This is a genomic window from Streptomyces sp. NPDC046215, assembly GCF_040646215.1.
GTDB classification, from domain to species: Bacteria; Actinomycetota; Actinomycetes; order Streptomycetales; family Streptomycetaceae; genus Streptomyces; species Streptomyces stramineus.
In genome coordinates this window covers 46,438-65,270 of sequence record NZ_JBEYZW010000013.1, presented here as the reverse complement: position 1 = coordinate 65,270, position 18,833 = coordinate 46,438, and the positions used below count along the sequence as shown (strand labels likewise).

Below are 18,833 nucleotides of genomic sequence, written 5' to 3'. Positions count from 1 at the left end.
TGCCCGGCACGCTGAGGCCATACCCAATTCGGCCGAGGAAGCAAACCTGAACGCCAACGCAATGTCTGATCGAGCCCCCGCCGTCACCCGTTCGCGCACCGCCGCGGTCATCCCCGCGGCCGGCCGCGGGGTCCGGCTCGGACCGGGCGCCCCCAAGGCCCTGCGCGCCCTGAGCGGCACCCCGATGCTCGTCCACGCCGTCCGGGCGATGGCCGCCTCCCGCGCCGTCCGTCTCGTCGTCGTGGTCGCCCCGCCGGACGGGGCCGAAGAGGTCCGTACCCTCCTCGACGCCTACCCGCTCACCGGCCACGACCGGGCCGAGCTGCTGGTCGTCCCCGGTGGCGAGACCCGGCAGGAGTCCGTGCGCCTGGGCCTCGCGGCCCTCCCCGGCGACATCACCACCGTCCTCGTCCACGACGCCGCGCGCCCCCTGGTGCCCGTCGACACCGTGGACGCCGTCATCGCCGCCGTCCACGACGGCGCACCCGCCGTGGTGCCGGCGCTGCCCCTGACGGACACCGTCAAGCAGGTCGCACCGCGCACCGGCGCGGCCGCGGGCGAGCCCGAGCCGGTCGTCGGCACGCCCGAGCGGGCGCTGCTGCGCGCCGTGCAGACCCCCCAGGGCTTCGACCGGCGCACCCTCGACGCCGCCCACGCGAAGTTCGCCGCCGCGGAGGGCGAGGGCGCCACCGACGACGCCGGGCTCGTCGAGCGCCTCGGCAGCCCCGTGGTCCTGGTGCCCGGCCACGAGGAGGCGTTCAAGGTCACCCGGCCGCTGGACCTCGTCCTGGCCGAGGCCGTACTCGCCCGCAGGAGGGCCAACGATGGCTTCTGATCACCCGGTCGCGCTGCCCCTGGTGGGGATCGGCACGGATGTGCACGCCTTCGAGGAAGGCCGCGAGCTGTGGTGCGCCGGCCTGCTCTGGGAAGGTGCCACCCACGGCCTCGCGGGCCACTCCGACGGCGACGTCGCCGCGCACGCCGCCTGTGACGCGCTGTTCTCCGCCGCCGGCGTCGGCGACCTCGGCGCGCACTTCGGTACGGACCGCCCCGAGTGGTCCGGCGCCGCGGGCGTCACGCTGCTGGCCGAGGCCGCGCGGATCGTCCGGGCCGCGGGCTTCGAGATCGGCAACGTCGCCATCCAGGTGATCGGCGTCCGCCCCAAGATCGGCAAGCGGCGCGAGGAGGCCCAGAAGGCCCTCACGGCCGCCGTCGGCGCCCCGGTGTCGGTCTCCGGCACCACGACCGACGGCCTCGGCCTGACGGGCCGGGCCGAGGGCCTGGCGGCCGTCGCCACGGCGCTGGTGTATCCCGCAGGCCGCTGACCGGACCCGCTCACAGCCCGGCGAGGCGGCCCCGGAGGCCGCCGAGCCGGGCTGTCGCCGTATGACGGGCCTCCAACGCCCTGGAGGCCGCCGTGGGGCACCAGGAGGTCTCCAGGGGCCCCGGCGGCGGTCCCGGCGCCCGTTTCCCGGCTCCGGCGGCATACGGTGAGGCGACGCCTCGTCAGCCGCCACCCGAGGGAAGGACCCCTTGTGTCTGCCGAACTCTCCGACGACCTGAAGAAGCTCATCGACGACGCCCCCGTCTTCGCCGCCGTGGCCACGCTCCAGCCCGACGGCAGCCCTCAGATGTCGGTCACGTGGATCACCCACGACGGGAACGACCTGCTGATCGCCACGGGCGCCGAGAGCCGCAAGGCGAAGAACCTCCGGCGTGACCCGCGCGTCACCGTCATGATCAACCCGCCGAACGCGCCTTACACCTACGTCGAGGTCCGTGGCACGGCCACCGTGTCCGCCGAGGGCGGCCGGGAGCTCCTCGACGAACTGTCGCGGAAGTACACCGGCCTGGCCTACGCGGACTTCGACCCGGCCCAGGGCGACATGGAGCTCGTCGCCGTGCGCGTCACCCCGGTCAAGGTCGTCGGCTCGCTCTGACCGCCCGGGCGGGCGTCAGACGCCGTCCGCCCGGCCCGCGGCCACGCGCTCGCCGGGCCGGCCGTGCTCCCCGCGGACGGCGCCCGCCTGCTCGTACACCGGCACCCGCTTCGTCAGCGTCATGCCGTCGCGCACGCCGTCGTGGCGCCCGTTCTCGTGCTGGGCGCTCTCGTGCTGCGCGCTCGCCCGGGCGCGGGCGGGCGGCGCCGAGTGGCGGCGCACCTCTTCCATGCTCTTCTTCAGCGCGTCGCGCACCAGCTTGCCCAGCGGGCGTTCGACGTAGCGGTGCATCAGCCAGGCCGCGCCCAGCATCACCACCATCAGCCCGATGACGAGCAGCGGCGCGGGGACCGCCTCTCGCAGGGCGTAGATGACCGTCATGCCGATGTACTGGTGGACCAGGTACAGCGGGTAGGTGAGCGCGCCGGCCGTGGACAGCCAGCGCCACTGCACCCGGTTGAACGCGCCTACCGAGATCAGCGCCATGAGCACGAAGGCGATGAAGATGATGAGGTTGGCGGGCCAGGTCGGTGTTGTCGCATCGCCGTTGTCCAGGACCCGCCGCGCCACATGGTGCTGGGCGATCAGGAGCTGCAGGACGACGATGCCCCACAGGAGTGCCGTCGGCTTGTAGCGGTGCATCAGGTAGAACGCGATTCCGGCGATGAAGTATGGCGCGAACAGCGGCATCGCCCACATCTTGAGCATGTCGTTGTCCACGCTGGTGGCGGTCATCGCGAAGACCGTCCAGAGCGCGCAGAACAGGACGCACTTGCGGTAGGTGACACCCGTGGCCACGACGATCGCGAAGAGTACGTAGAACTTCAGCTCGATGAAGAGCGTCCAGTAGACGCCGTCGACGTCCCAGACCCCCACGCTCTGCTGGAGCATGGTCAGGTTGGTGAGGACCGTGTCCCAGTTGTGCACCTGACGGGTCTGCGGCCACAGGGTGACCACCGCCGCCGTCAGGAAGATCGCGACCCAGTAGGCCGGGTAGATCCGCGAGACCCGGGAGACCACGAAGTCGCCCAGCGTGCGGCCCCAGGTGCTCATGCAGATCACGAAACCGCTGATCAGAAAGAAGACCTCGACGCCTGTCCAGCCGTATCGGGCAACCAGGCGGAAATCGGGAAATACTTCGCTGTGGTTCTTGCCCCACCCGCCCTCCAGGGCGACGTAGTGGAACGTCACGACCATCAGGGCCGCGAGAATGCGGAGGCCGTCCAGGACGTAGAGCCTCGGTGCGGACTGCTGCACGGCTACCCGGCCGCCATCGAGTTGACCTCGGCTGCCGAAACGCATGTCGTCCTCTCCCATTGGCTTTGGTCGGCCATCCTACGCAGGCCCATTCACCCGCATGCTGACACAGGAAGCCTCCGAACCGCCGTGACAGTTATCTCCTGTCCTTTCCGTAATTCCAACCCCCTCCGCTTGTCGATCTTGTGAAGGGGTTGTGCCCGGTGGTCACAACCGCCCCTTGGGGGTGCCCGGGCATATCCGGGCAGGTCAGCCCGCTTTGATCTCCGTCATCGCCCGCCGCAGGCCCCGTCCGAGCGCCCTGGCCAGCGGGCGCTCCACATAGCGGTGGACCAGCCAGGCGGCCAGCAGCATCGTCAGGACCAGCAGAGGCAGCAGGACGAAGCGCGGGACGAAGTCGGCGGTGTGCTTGATGACCAGCCAGCCCATGCGCTCGTGGAGCAGGTAGAGGGGGTAGGTCAGCACCCCGGCCGTGGTCAGCCAGCGCCACTGCAGGCGCCGGGTCCAGCCGAGCGCGATCGCCATGAGGGCGAGGAAGAACAGCGCCACGATCACCGCCGTGGGCCACTGCGGCACCTGGTGGCCCATGTGCCCCTCCGCCCGGCTCTGGGCGGCCTGCAGATCCTTCTGGGCGATCACGAAAGAGCCCGCGACGATCAGCCAGAGCACGGCGTTCGGGCGGAAGCGGTACATCAGGTAGAAGGCGATGCCGGCGATGAAGTACCAGCAGTCATCGGGCAGCAGGATCTGGTCGAGCACGGGCTCGTTCACGGCCCTCGCGATCGCCGCGGCGAAGGCCCAGATCACACAGAAGCCCACCGCCCGCTGGTACGTCAGCCCCTTCCAGACGACGAGGGCGAACAGCAGGTAGAACCGCATCTCGATCCACAGCGTCCAGTACACGCCGTCGACCGGGTCCACCCCCAGGGGGGATTGGAGCATGGTCAGGTTGACGGCGGCGTCCCGCAGCCGCGGCGCCTCGTTGACCGTCGGCCAGACGTAGACGACGAGGGTGACGGCCAGCACCGCGAACCAGTACGCGGGGAACAGCCGGGTGACCCGGGACACGGCGAACTGCCCGACGCCCTTCCCCCAGCAGCTCATGCAGATCACGAAGCCGCTGATCAGGAAGAACAGCTGCACGCCCAGCCAGCCGTACGAGGCCGGCACATGGGCCGAGGGGAAGGCTTCCGCGGATGGCCTGCCCCAGACACCGCTGCCGAACGCCATGTAGTGGTACGCCACGACCATCAGTGCCGCGAAGAGCCGGAGCCCGTCGAGGGCGGCCAGCCTGCTGCGCCCGGCGCCCTCGGGCCGGGCCTCCGTGGCGGAAGGGGCCGGAGACGGACCCGACTGCTTCGGATCCTCCTGCTGTACCGGCAGAGTGGAGTGCAACACCCCTCCAGGGTCCCGCGGGTCGTTCGCCGAGAACCTCACCGAGGAAAGGAGAGGCCTGCCGGAAGCTATCACGGGCGATCGTATTTTTGCCGCATAAGCCAAATAAGGTGCAAAGCGTGCCAGGCGACGGATGAAGCGACCGTTTGCCCGGGGCACTCCCTGACGCCCACTACCCTGGTTCCGTGACCATTCGCCTGTACGACACCAGCGCCCGGCAGATCCGTGACTTCTCCCCGCTTGTCCCGGGCTGTGTCTCGATCTACCTCTGCGGTGCGACTGTGCAGGCCGCACCGCACATCGGGCACATCCGTTCGGGTCTCAACTTCGACATCATGCGTCGTTGGTTCACCTATCGCGGCTACGAAGTGACCTTTGTGCGCAACGTCACGGACATCGACGACAAGATCATCCGCAAGGCCGCCGAGCAGGGCCGCCCCTGGTGGTCGATCGGCTATGCGAACGAGCGGGCCTTCAACAGCGGCTACGACGGCCTCGGCTGCCTGCCGGCCACCTACGAACCGCGCGCGACCGGCCATGTCACCGAGATGGTCGAGATGATGCGCGGCCTGATCGAGCGCGGCCACGCCTACGAGGCCGACGGCAACGTCTACTTCGACGTGCGCTCCTTCCCCGGCTATCTGGAGCTCTCCAACCAGGAGCTGGACAACCTCCTCCAGCCCTCCGGCGAGGGCGAGACCGGCAAGCGCGATCCCCGCGACTTCGCGATGTGGAAGGCCGCCAAGCCCGGCGAGCCCTCCTGGGAGACGCCCTGGGGCCGCGGCCGCCCGGGCTGGCACCTGGAGTGCTCGGCGATGGCCCACAAGTACCTGGGCAGCGCCTTCGACATCCACGGCGGCGGCCTCGACCTGATCTTCCCGCACCACGAGAACGAGATCGCCCAGGCCAAGGCCTTCGGTGACGACTTCGCCTCCTACTGGGTGCACAACGCCTGGGTCACCATGAGCGGCGAGAAGATGTCGAAGTCACTGGGCAACTCGGTGCTCGTCTCGGAGATGCTCAAGCAGTGGCGCCCCATCGTGCTGCGCTACTACCTCGGCACCCCGCACTACCGCTCGATGATCGAGTACAGCCCGGAGGCGCTGCGCGAGGCCGAGTCCGCCTTCGCGCGGATCGAGGGCTTCATCCAGCGCGTCGTGGAGAAGGCCGGCCCGGTCGAGCCGGCCGCCGAGGTCCCGCCCGCGTTCGCCGAGGCCATGGACGACGACCTGGGCGTCCCGCAGGCCCTCGCGATCGTCCACACCACCGTCCGCCAGGGCAACTCCGCCCTGACCGCCGACGACAAGGAATCGGCCGTCGCCCGGCTGGCCGAGGTCCGCGCCATGCTCGGCGTCCTGGGCCTCGACCCGCTGGACGAGACCTGGGCCGGCGGCGACGGCGGCGGCCGCGGCGAGGACCTGCACGGCGTCGTCGACTCCCTGGTCCGGCTGGTCCTGGAGCAGCGCCAGGCGGCCCGGGAGCGGAAGGACTACGCCACCGCGGACGCCATCCGCGACCAGCTCCAGCAGTCCGGCCTCGCCATCGAGGACACCCCGTCCGGCCCCCGCTGGTCCCTGTCCTAGACCCGTTCCCGGGACGGGCCCGCGCGGCCGGTCCCGGGCGGCGCCGCCCGTCCTGAGAGACACTTTTCGTACGTACGTTTACTGAGTCGTTCCCCTCGGCTCTAGCAGTGAAGAAACAGGTGCACCCATGGCCGGCAACAGCCAGCGCAGGAACCGCCGCACGTCCAACAAGAAGGGCGCGCAGGTCGGCAGCGGCGGCAAGCGGCGCCGGGCCCTGGAGGGCAAGGGTCCGACCCCGCCCGCATCGGAGCGTAAGGGGCACAAGAAGAACCGCCTCGCCAACGCCAAGGTCCGGCACGAGTCCAAGCGCCCGGCCCCCCGCCGCGGCGGCCCCAAGGGCACCAACGAGCTCGTCGTCGGCCGTAACTCCGTCGTCGAGGCGCTGCGCGAGGGCGTCCCCGCCACCACGCTCTACGTCCAGCAGTACCTGGACAACGACGAGCGCGTCCGCGAGGCCCTCCAGCTCGCCGCCGACAAGGGGCTGAACCTCATGGAGGCCCCCCGCCCCGAGCTCGACCGGATGACGAACGGCCTCAACCACCAGGGCCTCGTCCTGTCGGTGCCGCCGTACGACTACGCCCACCCCGAGGACCTCGTCGCCGCCGCCTTCGACGGAGCCGAGGACCCGCTGATCGTCGCCCTCGACGGCATCACCGACCCGCGCAACCTCGGCGCCGTCGTCCGCTCCGTCTCCGCCTTCGGCGGCCACGGCGTCGTCGTCCCCGAGCGCCGCGCGGCCGGCATGACCGCCAGCGCCTGGAAGACCTCCGCCGGCACCGCCGCCCGCACCCCCGTGGCGCGCTGCACCAACATGACGCGGACGCTGGAGTCCTACCAGAAGGCCGGGCTCGTGGTCGTCGGCCTCGCCGCCGACGGCGACGTCGAGCTCCACGAGCTGGAGGCCCTCTCCGGCCCCGTCGTCATCGTCGTCGGCAGCGAGGGCAAGGGCCTGTCCCGCCTCGTCGGCGAGACCTGCGACTTCCGGGTGCGCATCCCGATGCCGGGCGGCGCCGAGTCGCTCAACGCCGGTGTCGCCGCGGGCGTCGTGCTCTACGAGGCGTCGCGCCGCCGCGCCTGATCCCGCCGGATCCTCACCGAAACGCCGGACGGGCGAATTCCCCCCGTCCGGCGATCGGCGTTCCGCGACCTTGACGCGTCTCGGACAGTTCGAACCGGTCAAGGCAGTGTCCTAATCAGAAGTCACTCGGTTAGATGAGTGTGGACACCAGAACACCCCGCACACCCACGGGGGGAAGCTCTTCCGGGTACGACGACCAGCCCGCGCTGAGTACGGTGAAAGTGCCGTCCGACCCGGCGCAGATCGTCGTCAACCATGCGAGTTTCCGGGTGCAGCTCGCCCGGCCGCCGCGCGTCACCCGGCAGTTCGCCGGGATCGCCGACACCGCGCAGCTGCCCACCGTCAAGAGCCCGGCCAAGCGCCGTGCTCCCGTGGTGTGGAGCGGTCGCACCGCCCCCGGCGACTCGGCGCCCACCGAACTCCTGCAGGCCGTAAGGGACTCCGCGGCCCCCGGCGGCGACACCGGATCCACCCAGGTGCTGCCCCGCGTCCGCGTCGACGGCGCCACCGTCGTCGGCCCCCGCGGCCCCGCCGCCTCCGGGGAGCTCGTCGACCCCGTGGGCCCCGAGACCCAACTGCTGCGCGGCGTACGCCCCACCGGCAGCGCCTACGACGAAGACCAGTACGACTACCAGGCGTTCGACGGACCGGACGGCCCCGAGGACGACGACCGGGCCCGCTCCCGCCAGGGCGACTCCGTCCGCCACGCCTACTACCCCGGGCGCCGGATGAACCTGGGCGTCGTCCTCCTGCCCCTGCGCATCTTCCTCGGCTTCATCTCCATCTACGCCGGCATGGGCAAGCTGTGCGACCCCGTCTACTTCGACGGCGGCCGCCGCGGCTCCATGGTCACCTGGCTCACCTCGCTGCACCCCTGGCCCGTCGCCTCCCCGCTGCGCGACCTCGCCCTCAGCCACCCCGTGGGCGCCGGCCTCACCATCGCCTTCCTCCAGGTCGTCGTCGGCGTCCTCACCATCTTCGGCCTCTGGCAGCGGGTCGCCGCCTCCATCGGCGTCCTGCTCTCCGCGACCCTCCTGGTCACGGTCAGCTGGCGCACGGTCCCCGCCTACGACGCGCCCGACATCATCTACCTCGCCGCCTGGAGCCCCCTCGTCATCGCGGGCGCCCCCTTCTACTCCGTCGACGGGCGGCTCGCCGGCGAAGCCTGGCGGCGCCTCGGCCCCCGCGCCGAACTGTGGGAGCTGCGCCGCCGCGTGCTCCGCCGGGGCACGATCATGGCGACCGTCCTCGTCGGCATGTCCCTGCTGATCGGCTCGACGCTCGGCGGCGCCGTCCGCTCCTCGGAGGTCGCCCAGGCCCCCGGCCCCGTCGCCCCGCCCGCGAACAACCTCCCCGGTTCGCCGCTCCCGCAGCGCCCCGGCACCGGCTCCACCCCCCGCGGCATCCAGGGCTCCGCCGTCCCCGGCACCCCCAAGCCGACCCCGCCCGCGAAGTCCCCCAGCCCGAGCGCCACCGCCCCCGCCGCACCCGGCACCCGGGCCCCGGCGAGCACGGCCGGCACCGCGGGGAAGCCCGGCGCCAGCCAGGGCGTCCGCCCGGCCCCGCAGACCCCCCAGCGGCCCGCGGCCCCCGCGGCACCGCGCAGCCCCACCGGCTCGTCCGCCACGAGCGGCTCCGGCGGCAGCACGACGGGCGGCTCCGGCACCTCCACCGGCGGCTCGACCGGGGGCGGTTCCCGCACGGGAGGGGCCCTCGGAGGGCTTCTCGGCTGACTCCGGGCCTTCCCGGGACCGCGGCGACGCCCCCGCACCCTCTCCAGGGGTGCGGGGGCGTTTCGTGTGCGCGGGCGGTGCTCATGAGGGCCGGCCGGCGGGGCGCCGGCTGCTCCAGAAGGGGCCGGCGGGCGGTTCCCACGCGGCGGCCACGTGGGGCGGGCGGTGGCCCTCAGGCGGTCTCGCCGCGCAGCTCCCTGGCCGCCTCCGTGAGGTCCTTGGCCGTGTCGATCGCCCGCCAGTACGCCCCCTGCGGCAGCGGGAAGCCCGCGAGGCGGCGGTCGCGGGCGAGGCGCGGGAAGGTGGTGCGCTCGTGGTCGCCCCGCTCGGGCAGCAGCGCGGTGAAGGCGGCGGAGAAGACGTACACCCCCGCGTTGATCAGGTAGGGGGAGGGCGGCGACTCGATGAAGTCGAGGACGTGCCCGAACTCGTCCGTCTCGACGGCCCCCCAGGGGATCCGGGGCCGGGCCAGCGCCAGGGTGGCCACCGCGTCACGCTCGTGGTGGAAGGCGGCCATCTCGCGGAGCGAGAAGCGGGTCCAGATGTCGCCGTTCGTGGCGTACCAGGGCCGGTCGGGGTGCGGCAGTGACGCCGCGGCGAACTTCAGGCCGCCGCCGCGGCCGAGGGGCTCCGGCTCGACCACCGTGGTGACCCGCAGCGGCAGCTCGGCCGACGCGAGCCAGTCCTGGAGGACGCCGGCCAGGTGGCCGCAGGAGACGACGGCGTCGGTGACGCCCTCGGCGGCGAGCCAGGACAGCTGATGGCCGATGATCGGGGTCCCGGTGCCGGGGATCTCGACCATCGGCTTGGGACGGTCGTCGGTGTACGGGCGCAGCCGTGAACCCTGGCCTCCGGCCAGGACGACGGCTTGGGTGGGTCGGGGGTACGCGTGCGTGCCGGTCATCCTCCGCACGATAGGCCGTCGTCCCGGCGGGGGTGCGGGCGGCGGCGCGGGGCGGACGGTGAACGGAACGCGGAGCGTGGGTGACGCGGTGACCGGGCCCGTGGGCGGCGGTCAGCGGCCCTGGGCGACGCCGGAGGCGAACGAGGTGTCGCAGACCGGCCTGGAGTAGTTCTGAGCCTGCTTGGGGCCGTACTTGGCGACCGCGGCCCGCCCGAGCGCCCGGGCCAGGTCGGCGCAGTGCCGGGCCAGCGAGGGACGGCCGTTCACCGCGGTCTGGAGGTCCGTGAGCGCGACGGAGGGGTTCTTCTCCTGCAGCTGGGTCAACAGCCGGTCGCGCAGCACCTCGTGCGGGGCGCGGGCGGCCTTGGCCTGGGTGGACGCGGTGTCGGAGGAGGCGGTGAGCACCTGCGACTCGGCGTTCGGCGCCGCCCACGGGACGCGGGTGACCGCGAGAGTCCCGGAGAGGACGAGAACGACGGGAAGGACGAGGGCGAGAGTTCTGCCGATGCGGCGGGCGGCCTGGTTCATGTCGCAGATGGTAGCGAGGGGTAATGATATGGCGACATTTAGTCACCCGGTTGAGCTAAGGAATGGGGCGATGACGCAGGCGCGAAGTTGACGCACAGCACTCGAAATGGGGGTAACTGCCGGGGTATTTATGGACAGAAGCGGACATGAGATCCGGTGCGAGGTTTAACGCACGCTGCGTGACGAACGCCGCCCCGCGCCGGCGAACGGGCGCGGGGCGGCGGGCATTTCCCCGGCAGCGTCCGGCGGGGCCGTGGAAGGGCCGCGCCGGAGCCGGGGAGCGGAAGATCCGCGAGGTCAGTCGCTCAGCCGCTCGCCCGAGGACGTCGAGAAGACGTGCAGTTCACCCGGGCGCGGGACCACGTGGAGGATCGATCCCTTGTCCGGCACGCGGCGCCCGTTGACGCGGACGACGAGGTCCTTGCGCTCGTCGCCGACCTCGGCCGTCCCGTACACGTATCCGTCGGCGCCGAGTTCCTCCACGACGTTGACCGTGACGGCCAGACCGGCCGGCGCGCCCGCGGTGTCCTTGGTGAGGGCCGGCGCGCCGCCCTGCTCGACCACGTCGAAGTGCTCCGGGCGCACGCCCACCGTGACGGTGGAGTCGCCCTTGTCGGCGGCCGCGCTCAGGGCCTCCCGGGAGACGGGGACCACGCTGTTGCCGAACCGCACGCCGCCGTCGGTGATCGGCACCTCGACCAGGTTCATCGCGGGGGAGCCGATGAAGCCCGCGACGAAGAGGTTGGCCGGGCGGTCGTACATGTTGCGCGGCGAGTCGATCTGCTGGAGCAGCCCGTCCTTGAGGACCGCGACGCGGTCGCCCATCGTCATGGCCTCGACCTGGTCGTGGGTGACGTAGACCGTGGTGATGCCGAGGCGGCGCTGCAGCCCGGCGATCTGGGTGCGGGTCTGGACGCGCAGCTTGGCGTCGAGGTTCGACAGGGGCTCGTCCATGAGGAACACCTGCGGCTCGCGGACGATCGCCCGCCCCATGGCCACGCGCTGGCGCTGGCCGCCGGAGAGCGCCTTGGGCTTGCGGCCCAGGTACTCCGTGAGGTCGAGGATCTTCGCGGCGTCTTCGACCTTCTGCCGGATCTCCGACTTGTTGACACCGGCGATTTTCAGGGCGAAGCCCATGTTGTCGGCGACGGTCATGTGGGGGTAGAGCGCGTAGTTCTGGAACACCATCGCGATGTCCCGGTCCTTCGGCGGCAGGTGGGTGACGTCGCGGTCGCCGATGCGGATCGCTCCGCCGTTGACGTCCTCCAGCCCCGCGAGCATCCGCAGCGAGGTGGACTTCCCGCAGCCGGAGGGGCCGACGAGGACGAGGAACTCGCCGTCCTCGATGGCGATGTCGAGCTGATCGACAGCCGGTTTGTCGGACCCGGGGTAGATGCGGGTCGCCTTGTCGTACGTGACCGTGGCCATGGTGATGCGGTCCCTTCACCGGCAGGAACGTGCCGGACGATCCGAGTAAAGGAGTGGTCCAGTCCAATCGGACCGGGTTGCCGGTGACGGTACCCGGGCGCAGGGCGCTTGTCAGCCCCCTGACGTTGTGGCTGGCGGATCCGGCCGCTGTGTAGAGTGGAACAGCGTTCGCGGGCGGTGCCCGCTGATGCCCAGCCGCCTTAGCTCAGTTGGCCAGAGCGTCGCTCTTGTAAAGCGAGGGTCGTCGGTTCGAATCCGACAGGCGGCTCGCAGAACGCGCGGTCCAGCGCAGCCGAACGGCCCTCCGTGATCACTCACGGAGGGCCGTTCGCGTGCTCGGGGTGGCGTCAGCGGCGGATTTCCTCGCCCTTCGTCCACTGCGGGGCGGTGCCCGCGGCGGTGGCGTGCGGGTCGGGGCGCGGGGCGTCCTGGTGGCCCGGCCACCACGCCTTGTGGCCCAGGAGCGAGGTGACCGTCGGGACCAGCAGCGTGGCCATGACGAAGGCCGTGAGCAGGATGCCGAAGGCGACCGCGAAGCCCATCTGCTGGAGCATGGAGTTGTCGGCGAGCATCAGGACGCCGAAGGTGCCGGCGAGGATGACCGCCGCCGAGGCGATCGTGGGGGCCGACTGGGCGACCGCCGTGCGGATCGCCTCCCGGGCCGGGACCCCGCGGCGGACCTCTTCGCGCAATCGGGCGACCATGAGGATGTTGTAGTCGGTGCCGATGGCGACGACGAAGAGATAGACGATCACCGGCAGCATGAACAGCAGGCCGTTCTTGTGCTGGATGTCCTGGAAGAGCCAGACCGTCGCGCCGAGCGTCGCGCTGAAGCCCAGGGCGACGGAGATCATCAGGTAGACCGGGGCGACGAGGCTGCGGAGCAGCAGCCCCAGGATGATCATGATGGCGAGGCCGGCGACCGGGAAGACGACCTTGTAGTCGTGGGTGACGGCCTTCTCCACGTCGGCCAGGACGGCCGAGGTGCCGCCGACGAGGGCCCGGCTGCCCTGGGGGGCGGCGGCGTGGGCGCTGTCGCGGAGGGTGCCGCCGGCCAGGTCGATGGCCTTGTCCTCGGTGGGGCGGTACTTCAGGGCGACGCTGTACTGGGCGACCGAGCCGTCGGGGTTGATGACGGGCGGAGAGACCGTGCCGACGCCGTCGATGCCCTCCAGCTTCGTCTTGTAGGTGTTCAGGGCGCCCTTGTCGAGGGCGGTGCCGTTCTTGGACTGGACGTAGACCATGGCCGGGTCGGACTGGCCGGCGGAGAAGCCCCGCTGGAGGTCCTTCATCGCCTGGACGGATTCGAGCTTCTGCGGCAGCTGGCTGTCGGTGTCGAACTCGGCCTTGAAGCTGAAGGTGCCGACCGCCAGGACGGCGAGGACGGCCGTGGAGAGGGTCGCGATCAGGGCCGGGCGGCGGGCGACGGCGGAGCCGAGGCCGTTCGCGAGCCGGTTGCGGGGCAGCTTCTTCCACGCCTTGGAGGGCCAGAACGCCTTGGTGCCCAGGAGCGAGAAGACGGCCGGGACGAGCGTGAGCGCGGCCACCAGGGTGACGGCGACGGAGATGGCGAGCGAGGGGCCCATCGCCCGCATCATGCCCATGGTGGACAGCAGCAGGGCGAGGAAGGCGACGATGACGGCGCCGGCGGCGGAGGCGATCGTCTCGCCGACGCGGGCGACGGAGTTGACGAGCGCTTCCTTGGGCTGGACCCCGGCCCGCAGCTCCTCGCGGTAGCGGAAGAGGAGGAAGAGGATGTAGTCGGTGCCGACGCCGAAGAGGACGACGATGAGGATCGCGGAGATGGAGCTGTCGGCCTTGAGCCCGCCGAGCTCGGCCGCGGTGCCGATGAGGCCGAGGGCGACCATGAAGACGACGCCGATGATGAGCACCGGCAGCAGGGCTATGAGCGGGCTGCGGAAGATGACGAGCAGCAGCACCACGATGAGGACGAGCGTCGCCATCATGATCATGGCGTCGGTGTCGCCGGAGGACTCCTGAGCGTCCAGGTTGGTGGCCGCCTGACCGCCGATGCCCATCTTCAACTGGGTGCCGCCGAGCAGGGGCTTGGCGTCCTCGCGGAGGTCCTTGACGGCGTCCGGGAGCGTGCTGTCCTGGGCATTGGGGTCGACCGCGACGATATTGGCGAGGGCGATCTCACCATTGGGGGAGACGGACTGCGGGTTCGTCACCACCTTGGCTATGCCCTTGCGGTGCTTGTCGTGCAGGCCGGTGGTGACCTTGACGACGTCCTGCCGGTCGGCCGGAGTGAGCTTGCCGCCGTCCTTGCGCTGGAAGACCGCGATGGCGGAGGGCGTGTCGGACTGCGGAAATGCCTTTTCCTGGACCTTTCCTGCCTGTACGGACTCGTAATGCGAAGGGAGGAATTCCGTTTCGTCGGTGGTGGACTTCAGGCCGGGGGCGAGTATGGCGAGGGCCACGGCGGCGATGATCCAGCCCCCGATGGTCAGCCATGGGCGGTGGACGGCGAACCGCCCGATCCGTCGGAACATGATGCTCCTTCTCTGTGTGATTTGCGCTGCCCGGCGGAAGAACGACAACAGAACGAGTTCAGTACGGGCGTGAACACGCTAGGCGGGAAAGTTCCCCGATCACAATGGAATCCGGGGGAAATCGGTCCTGGGTCGGGGTCGCTCTCATCCGGTCGGAGGAGAGCCCCTCACCCGTGAGGTCGAGAAACGCGTCGCCGAGCGCCTCCGTGCGGATTACTCTGCCCTCATGAGCGCAGATGCCGCCGCCGTGGAGCAGTCCGGCCAACCCGAGGGTCCCGCGGCCTATGCCGCCCGTATGGAGCGCGCCGCCGTGGCCGCCGTCGACGCCGGGCTGGCCGGGCTGCTCGTCACGCCGGGCCCCGACCTGGGCTGGCTGACGGGCTACCGCCCGCACACCTCGGAGCGGCTGACCGCCCTGCTGATCACGCCGGGCCGCAAGCCGCAGCTGCTGGTGCCCGCGCTGGAGCGGCCGGACGCCGAACAGGCGCCGGGCGCCCGGGCGTTGGCGATCACCGGCTGGACGGACGGGCAGGACCCGTACGCGGCCCTGGCCCCGCTCCTGGCCGAATCGGGGCGGTACGGCGTCTCCGACAACGCCTGGGCGCTGCACCTGTTGGCGCTCCAGCGGGCCCGGCCCCGCCTGGCTTTCGGCGCGTTCACCGAAGTGATGCCGATGCTGCGGGCGGTGAAGGACGCGTACGAGGTGGAGCGGCTCGCGGCGGCGGGCGCGGCGGCGGACTCCGTGTACGAGGACATCGTGCAACTGCGGTTCTCGGGGCGGCGGGAGAGCGAGGTCGCCGCGGATCTGGCGCGGCTGCTGCGCGAGTACGGGCATTCCCAGGTGGATTTCACCATCGTCGGCTCCGGGCCGAACGGCGCCAATCCCCACCATTCCTCGGGCGAGCGCGTCATCGAGGACGGCGACATGGTCGTCATGGATTTCGGCGGCCTCCTGGACGGCTACGGCTCGGACACCACGCGCACCGTCCATGTGGGTGAGCCCTCGGCCGAAGAGCGCAAGGTGCACGATTTGGTGCGGGAGGCGCAGCAGGCGGCATTCGAGGCGGTGCGGCCGGGCGTGGCGTGCCAGGAGATCGACCGGGTGGCGCGGCAGGTCATCCGGCGCGCCGGATACGGCGAGTACTTCATCCACCGCACCGGCCACGGCATCGGCGTGACGACGCACGAACCGCCCTATCTGGTGGAGGGCGAGCACCTGCCGCTGGTGCCGGGGATGTGTTTCTCGATCGAGCCGGGAATTTATCTCCCGGGCCGGTTCGGGGTCCGCATCGAGGACATTGTGACGTGTACGGAATCGGCGGGCCGGCGGCTGAACAATACGGCGCGGGAACTGCGCGTCGTCGCCTGAGCGCTCCGCCGGAAGCCGGGCGCCACGGGACTTCGCCGAGCCCGCTCGGGCGGCACAGGGGCTTTACAGGGCCAAATGCATGATGTGCAGCCCGGTGTAGCTGCCGTCGGGGAGCCGGTATCCCTCGGGAAGGGTGCCGATAATGGTGAAGCCCAGGGATTTCCAGAGGGCGACGGCCCGGGTGTTGCTCTCCACGACGGCGTTGAACTGCATGGCCCGGTAACCCTGCTCGCGGGCCCACCGGACGGCGTACTCCGCGAGGGCCCGGCCGACACCGCGGCCGGAGTGCTCGGGCGCCACCATGAAGCTGGCACTGGCGATGTGGGACGCGGGCCCCATGTGGTTGGGGTTCATCTTGGCGGTGCCGAGGAGGGCCCCCGAGCCGTCGACGGCCACGACCGTGCGCGCGGGCGCGGGGAGCAGCCACAGGCCCCGGGCGAAGTCCTCGCCGATGTCGCGCGGGAAGGTGTAGGTCTCACCGGCGGCGGCGACATCCCGGACGAGCGGCCAGATGGCGGGCCAGTCGTCGGCGCGGGCTTCTCTGATCAGCATGGGGCCCAGGATGCGGGCCGGTGCCGGGGCGGCGCGACTGATTTTCGTCACCGGGCCCCGTGGAGCGCTCCCGGGCGGGGGCGCAGGCCCCCGCCCGGACGGCGTTTTCTTACGGGATGAGGACGACCTTGCCCACCGTGCCGCGGGTCTCCAGCGCCCGGTGGGCGGCGGCGGTCTCGGCGAGGGCGAAGCGGGTGACGAGGGGGGTGACGTGGCCGGCGGCGGCGTCGGCGAGGGCCTCCTCCTGCAGCCGGTACATGCCCTGCGGGCCGCCGACGCGCTCCAGCATGGGCGGGCCGAGGACGCTGCGGGAGGTGATGGACCGGGCGGCCAGCTCCTCGGGGTCCGGGGTGAGCGGGCGCTCCTCGTGCCCGGCCGAGGACCAGCCGAAGACGAGGTGGCTGCCGCCGGGGCCGAGCAGGCCGACGGCGGCGTGCGCGGCCTCGCCGCCGACGCCGTCGAAGACGACGGTGGCCGCGGCGCCGCCGAGGGCGCCGCGGGCCGCTTCCGGCCAGGACGGGTCGGTGTAGTCGAGGGCGATGTCGGCGCCCAGGGCGCGGACCCGCTCGACCTTGGCGGGGCCGCCGGCGAGGCCGACGACGGTGGCGCCCGCGTTCTTCGCGTACTGCACGAGCAGGGCGCCGATGCCTCCGGCGGCGGCCGTCACCACGACGACGTCGGCATCGGACAGCTCGGTGAAGGCGAGGATGCCGAGGGCGGTGCGGCCGGTGCCGACCATGGCGATGGCGTGGTCCTCGCGCATGCCGTCGGGGATCTTGTGGATCTTGTCGGCGTCGGCGACGGCCAGCTCCGCGTAGCCGCCCGGGGCCGCGCCCAGGTGGGCCACGACCCGGCGGCCCAGCCACGCGGGGTCGGTGCCCTCGCCGAGGGCGTCGACGGTGCCCGCCACCTCACGGCCGGGCACGGTGGGCAGGGTGGGAGGCGCGTAGGGGCCCTTGCGGTCACCGTTGCGCAAAGTGGTGTCGACCAGGTGCACCCCCGCCGCGGCGACCGCGATGCGGACCTGGCCGGGCCCCGGCACCGGGTCGTCGGTCTGCTCGTAGGTGAGGTTCTCGGCGGGGCCGAAGGCGTGCAGTCGAACGGCGTGCATGGTGAACTCCTCCGAGCGGGGGGCGGCCGGTGTCTCTGATCCTTGAGTTTTCAACCTCAAGAACGGTTGAGGTCAAGGGCATTGTCAGTGCCCCGTGTCACGGTGGAGGCATGACCACGCAGGACGGGACCCGGAAGAGTCGGAAGATCCGCAGGACGAGTGGCGCGCGCCCGGTGGCCGCGCTCCCGGAGGTGCGGCTGCCCCCGCTGCGGCCGCACGACGGGGCCGGGCTGGAGCCGGAGGGCGATTACGACGGCCTGGAGTTCACCGACGCCGACTTCGTGGGGCAGGACGCCCGGGGCGCCCGCTTCCTGGACTGCGCGCTGCGCCGCTGTGCGCTGGACGAGACCCGCCTCGGCCGGGCCCGGATCAGCGACAGCGTCCTCGACGGAGTCCGTGGGGTGGGCACGGATCTGGCGGAGGCGAGCCTGCGCGACGTCGAGGTGCGGGACGCCCGGCTCGGCGGGACGCAGCTGCACGGGGCGGTCCTGGAGCGCGTCCTGATCCGCGGCGGCAAGATCGATTACCTGAACCTGCGCAACGCGAAGCTCAAGGACGTCACCTTCGAGGACTGTGTCCTCTCCGAGGCCGACTTCGGCGGGGCGGTCCTGGAGCGGGTCGACTTCCGGGGCTGCGCGCTGCGCCGCGCCGACTTCACGGGGGCGCGCATGGCGGACGTGGACCTGCGGGCGGTCACGGAGCTGGACATCGCGCGGGGCCTGGAGCGGCTGTCGGGGGCGGTCATCAGCCCCTCGCAACTGCTCGACCTTGCACCCGCGTTCGCCGCGCAGATCGGCGTGCGGGTGGAGGCGCCGCCGGAGTGAGGGCGGGGCCCGGCCGGCGCCGGGTCAGACGCGCGGGAAGCGACTCTGCAGGTCCCAGACGACGGGGTTGTCGGCGAGGCCCTCGTGCATGTCGGAGAGGTCCGCGATCAGGTCGTGCAGGAAGTCCCGGGCCTCGCGCCGCAGTGCCCGGTGGTTGAAGGTGAGCGGGGCCTCGTCGGCCGGCATCCAGTCGGCGGCCACCTCCACCCACCCGAAGCGCCGCTCGAAGAGCATCCGGTCGCTCGACTCGGTGAAGTCCAGCTCGGCGAACTGGGGGACCGCGGCGCGGTTGCCCCGGGGGTCCCGGTCGATCTGCTCCAGGATGTCGCACAGCGCCCAGGCGAAGTCCAGCACCGGCACCCATCCCCAGGCTGTGGACAGCTCGCGGTCCGACTTCACGTCGGCGAGGTAGACGTCCCCGCAGAAGAGGTCGTGCCGCAGGGTCCGCACGTCGGCGGTGCGGTAGTCCGTCTGCGGGGGGTCGGGGAAGCGGCGCGAAAGGGAGTAGCCGAGGTCGATCACGCCTCGATGGTGTCACGGCCGCGGGATGCGCGCGTAAACGTGTGCGAGCCCGTGTCCCCCACCGCGGCGGCGGTGGGGGACACGGGCCCGTGGGGC

17 protein-coding genes and 1 tRNA gene are annotated in these 18,833 nt (G+C 71.7%); 9 read left to right on the top strand and 9 right to left on the bottom strand.

The annotated features are described in order from the left end of the window. Positions 1 to 61 precede the first annotated feature (61 nt). The 3 genes from ispD to ABZ951_RS08420 all read left to right on the top strand — a co-directional run bounded on the left by ispD (position 62) and on the right by ABZ951_RS08420 (position 1,940). Entirely contained in the window at positions 62 to 835 is a 774-nt protein-coding gene (gene ispD / locus ABZ951_RS08430) for a 2-C-methyl-D-erythritol 4-phosphate cytidylyltransferase (protein WP_344086684.1), read from the top strand. Further along, positions 825 to 1,325, top strand: coding sequence for a 2-C-methyl-D-erythritol 2,4-cyclodiphosphate synthase (gene ispF / locus ABZ951_RS08425; RefSeq protein WP_344086687.1), 501 nt, complete (start codon positions 825 to 827; stop codon positions 1,323 to 1,325). The genes ispD and ispF overlap by 11 nt, the downstream gene beginning before the upstream one ends. Positions 1,326 to 1,535: 210 nt before the next feature. After that, positions 1,536 to 1,940, top strand: a complete 405-nt coding sequence (locus ABZ951_RS08420) for a PPOX class F420-dependent oxidoreductase (RefSeq protein WP_344086690.1) — start codon at positions 1,536 to 1,538, stop codon at positions 1,938 to 1,940. A 15-nt stretch (positions 1,941 to 1,955) separates the two neighbouring features. On the opposite strand, the gene ABZ951_RS08415 is transcribed toward ABZ951_RS08420, so the two are convergent. Further along, complete coding sequence (locus ABZ951_RS08415) at positions 1,956 to 3,197, bottom strand: acyltransferase (RefSeq protein WP_344086693.1); 1,242 nt, start codon at positions 3,195 to 3,197, stop codon at positions 1,956 to 1,958. 249 nt (positions 3,198 to 3,446) lie between these two features. Next, on the bottom strand, positions 3,447 to 4,595 hold the full coding sequence (locus ABZ951_RS08410; RefSeq protein WP_344086696.1) for an acyltransferase: 1,149 nt from the start codon (positions 4,593 to 4,595) through the stop codon (positions 3,447 to 3,449). 182 nt (positions 4,596 to 4,777) lie between these two features. Here ABZ951_RS08410 and cysS point away from each other — a divergent pair, with 182 nt between their 5' ends. The 3 genes from cysS to ABZ951_RS08395 all read left to right on the top strand — a co-directional run bounded on the left by cysS (position 4,778) and on the right by ABZ951_RS08395 (position 8,986). After that, positions 4,778 to 6,175: a cysteine--tRNA ligase gene (cysS, locus tag ABZ951_RS08405; RefSeq protein ID WP_344086699.1), complete on the top strand. Its 1,398-nt coding sequence runs from the start codon at positions 4,778 to 4,780 to the stop codon at positions 6,173 to 6,175. 127 nt (positions 6,176 to 6,302) lie between these two features. Next, positions 6,303 to 7,253, top strand: coding sequence for a 23S rRNA (guanosine(2251)-2'-O)-methyltransferase RlmB (gene rlmB / locus ABZ951_RS08400; RefSeq protein WP_344086702.1), 951 nt, complete (start codon positions 6,303 to 6,305; stop codon positions 7,251 to 7,253). Positions 7,254 to 7,387: 134 nt separating this feature from the next. After that, positions 7,388 to 8,986: a DoxX family membrane protein gene (locus ABZ951_RS08395; RefSeq protein WP_361279471.1), complete on the top strand. Its 1,599-nt coding sequence runs from the start codon at positions 7,388 to 7,390 to the stop codon at positions 8,984 to 8,986. 172 nt (positions 8,987 to 9,158) lie between these two features. On the opposite strand, the gene ABZ951_RS08390 is transcribed toward ABZ951_RS08395, so the two are convergent. The 3 genes from ABZ951_RS08390 to ugpC form a co-directional block, all read right to left on the bottom strand. Next, positions 9,159 to 9,890: a nucleotidyltransferase family protein gene (locus tag ABZ951_RS08390; protein ID WP_344086708.1), complete on the bottom strand. Its 732-nt coding sequence runs from the start codon at positions 9,888 to 9,890 to the stop codon at positions 9,159 to 9,161. A 111-nt stretch (positions 9,891 to 10,001) separates the two neighbouring features. Further along, complete coding sequence (locus ABZ951_RS08385; protein WP_344086711.1) at positions 10,002 to 10,418, bottom strand: hypothetical protein; 417 nt, start codon at positions 10,416 to 10,418, stop codon at positions 10,002 to 10,004. Positions 10,419 to 10,715: 297 nt separating this feature from the next. After that, positions 10,716 to 11,846 (bottom strand): sn-glycerol-3-phosphate ABC transporter ATP-binding protein UgpC, encoded by a 1,131-nt coding sequence (gene ugpC / locus ABZ951_RS08380; protein WP_344086714.1) that lies wholly within the window; start codon positions 11,844 to 11,846, stop codon positions 10,716 to 10,718. Between the two features lie 194 nt (positions 11,847 to 12,040). On the opposite strand from ugpC, the gene ABZ951_RS08375 reads away from it, so the two are divergent. After that, a tRNA-Thr gene (locus ABZ951_RS08375) sits at positions 12,041 to 12,114 on the top strand. A 79-nt stretch (positions 12,115 to 12,193) separates the two neighbouring features. Here ABZ951_RS08375 and ABZ951_RS08370 read toward each other — a convergent pair. After that, a complete protein-coding gene (locus ABZ951_RS08370) occupies positions 12,194 to 14,359 on the bottom strand; it encodes an MMPL family transporter (protein ID WP_344086717.1) in 2,166 nt (721 codons plus the stop codon). Positions 14,360 to 14,585: 226 nt separating this feature from the next. Between ABZ951_RS08370 and ABZ951_RS08365 the strand changes: the two genes are divergently transcribed. Continuing rightward, entirely contained in the window at positions 14,586 to 15,728 is a 1,143-nt protein-coding gene (locus ABZ951_RS08365; protein ID WP_344086720.1) for a Xaa-Pro peptidase family protein, read from the top strand. Positions 15,729 to 15,791: 63 nt separating this feature from the next. Here ABZ951_RS08365 and ABZ951_RS08360 read toward each other — a convergent pair whose 3' ends face one another. Then, positions 15,792 to 16,280, bottom strand: coding sequence for a GNAT family N-acetyltransferase (locus ABZ951_RS08360; RefSeq protein ID WP_344086723.1), 489 nt, complete (start codon positions 16,278 to 16,280; stop codon positions 15,792 to 15,794). A 109-nt stretch (positions 16,281 to 16,389) separates the two neighbouring features. Beyond that, positions 16,390 to 17,391, bottom strand: a complete 1,002-nt coding sequence (locus tag ABZ951_RS08355; protein WP_361279467.1) for a zinc-binding dehydrogenase — start codon at positions 17,389 to 17,391, stop codon at positions 16,390 to 16,392. Positions 17,392 to 17,501: 110 nt separating this feature from the next. Between ABZ951_RS08355 and ABZ951_RS08350 the strand changes: the two genes are divergently transcribed. Next, a complete protein-coding gene (locus tag ABZ951_RS08350; RefSeq protein WP_344086729.1) occupies positions 17,502 to 18,215 on the top strand; it encodes a pentapeptide repeat-containing protein in 714 nt (237 codons plus the stop codon). A 24-nt stretch (positions 18,216 to 18,239) separates the two neighbouring features. On the opposite strand, the gene ABZ951_RS08345 is transcribed toward ABZ951_RS08350, so the two are convergent. Further along, on the bottom strand, positions 18,240 to 18,737 hold the full coding sequence (locus ABZ951_RS08345; RefSeq protein ID WP_344086732.1) for a hypothetical protein: 498 nt from the start codon (positions 18,735 to 18,737) through the stop codon (positions 18,240 to 18,242). Between the last annotated feature and the right edge of the window lie 96 nt (positions 18,738 to 18,833).

Excerpts from the sequence above, each read along its gene's own strand:
- ABZ951_RS08350 (WP_344086729.1), top strand. The coding sequence starts at position 17,502 with ATGACCACGCAGGACGGGACCCGGAAGAGTCGGAAGATCCGCAGGACG.
- ABZ951_RS08360 (WP_344086723.1), bottom strand. The coding sequence starts at position 16,280 with ATGCTGATCAGAGAAGCCCGCGCCGACGACTGGCCCGCCATCTGGCCG.
- ugpC (WP_344086714.1), bottom strand. The coding sequence starts at position 11,846 with ATGGCCACGGTCACGTACGACAAGGCGACCCGCATCTACCCCGGGTCC.
- ispD (WP_344086684.1), top strand. The coding sequence starts at position 62 with ATGTCTGATCGAGCCCCCGCCGTCACCCGTTCGCGCACCGCCGCGGTC.
- ispF (WP_344086687.1), top strand. The coding sequence starts at position 825 with ATGGCTTCTGATCACCCGGTCGCGCTGCCCCTGGTGGGGATCGGCACG.
- rlmB (WP_344086702.1), top strand. The coding sequence starts at position 6,303 with ATGGCCGGCAACAGCCAGCGCAGGAACCGCCGCACGTCCAACAAGAAG.
- ABZ951_RS08385 (WP_344086711.1), bottom strand. The coding sequence starts at position 10,418 with ATGAACCAGGCCGCCCGCCGCATCGGCAGAACTCTCGCCCTCGTCCTT.
- ABZ951_RS08355 (WP_361279467.1), bottom strand. The coding sequence starts at position 17,391 with ATGCACGCCGTTCGACTGCACGCCTTCGGCCCCGCCGAGAACCTCACC.
- ABZ951_RS08365 (WP_344086720.1), top strand. The coding sequence starts at position 14,586 with ATGAGCGCAGATGCCGCCGCCGTGGAGCAGTCCGGCCAACCCGAGGGT.
- ABZ951_RS08370 (WP_344086717.1), bottom strand. The coding sequence starts at position 14,359 with ATGTTCCGACGGATCGGGCGGTTCGCCGTCCACCGCCCATGGCTGACC.
- ABZ951_RS08395 (WP_361279471.1), top strand. The coding sequence starts at position 7,388 with ATGAGTGTGGACACCAGAACACCCCGCACACCCACGGGGGGAAGCTCT.
- ABZ951_RS08390 (WP_344086708.1), bottom strand. The coding sequence starts at position 9,890 with ATGACCGGCACGCACGCGTACCCCCGACCCACCCAAGCCGTCGTCCTG.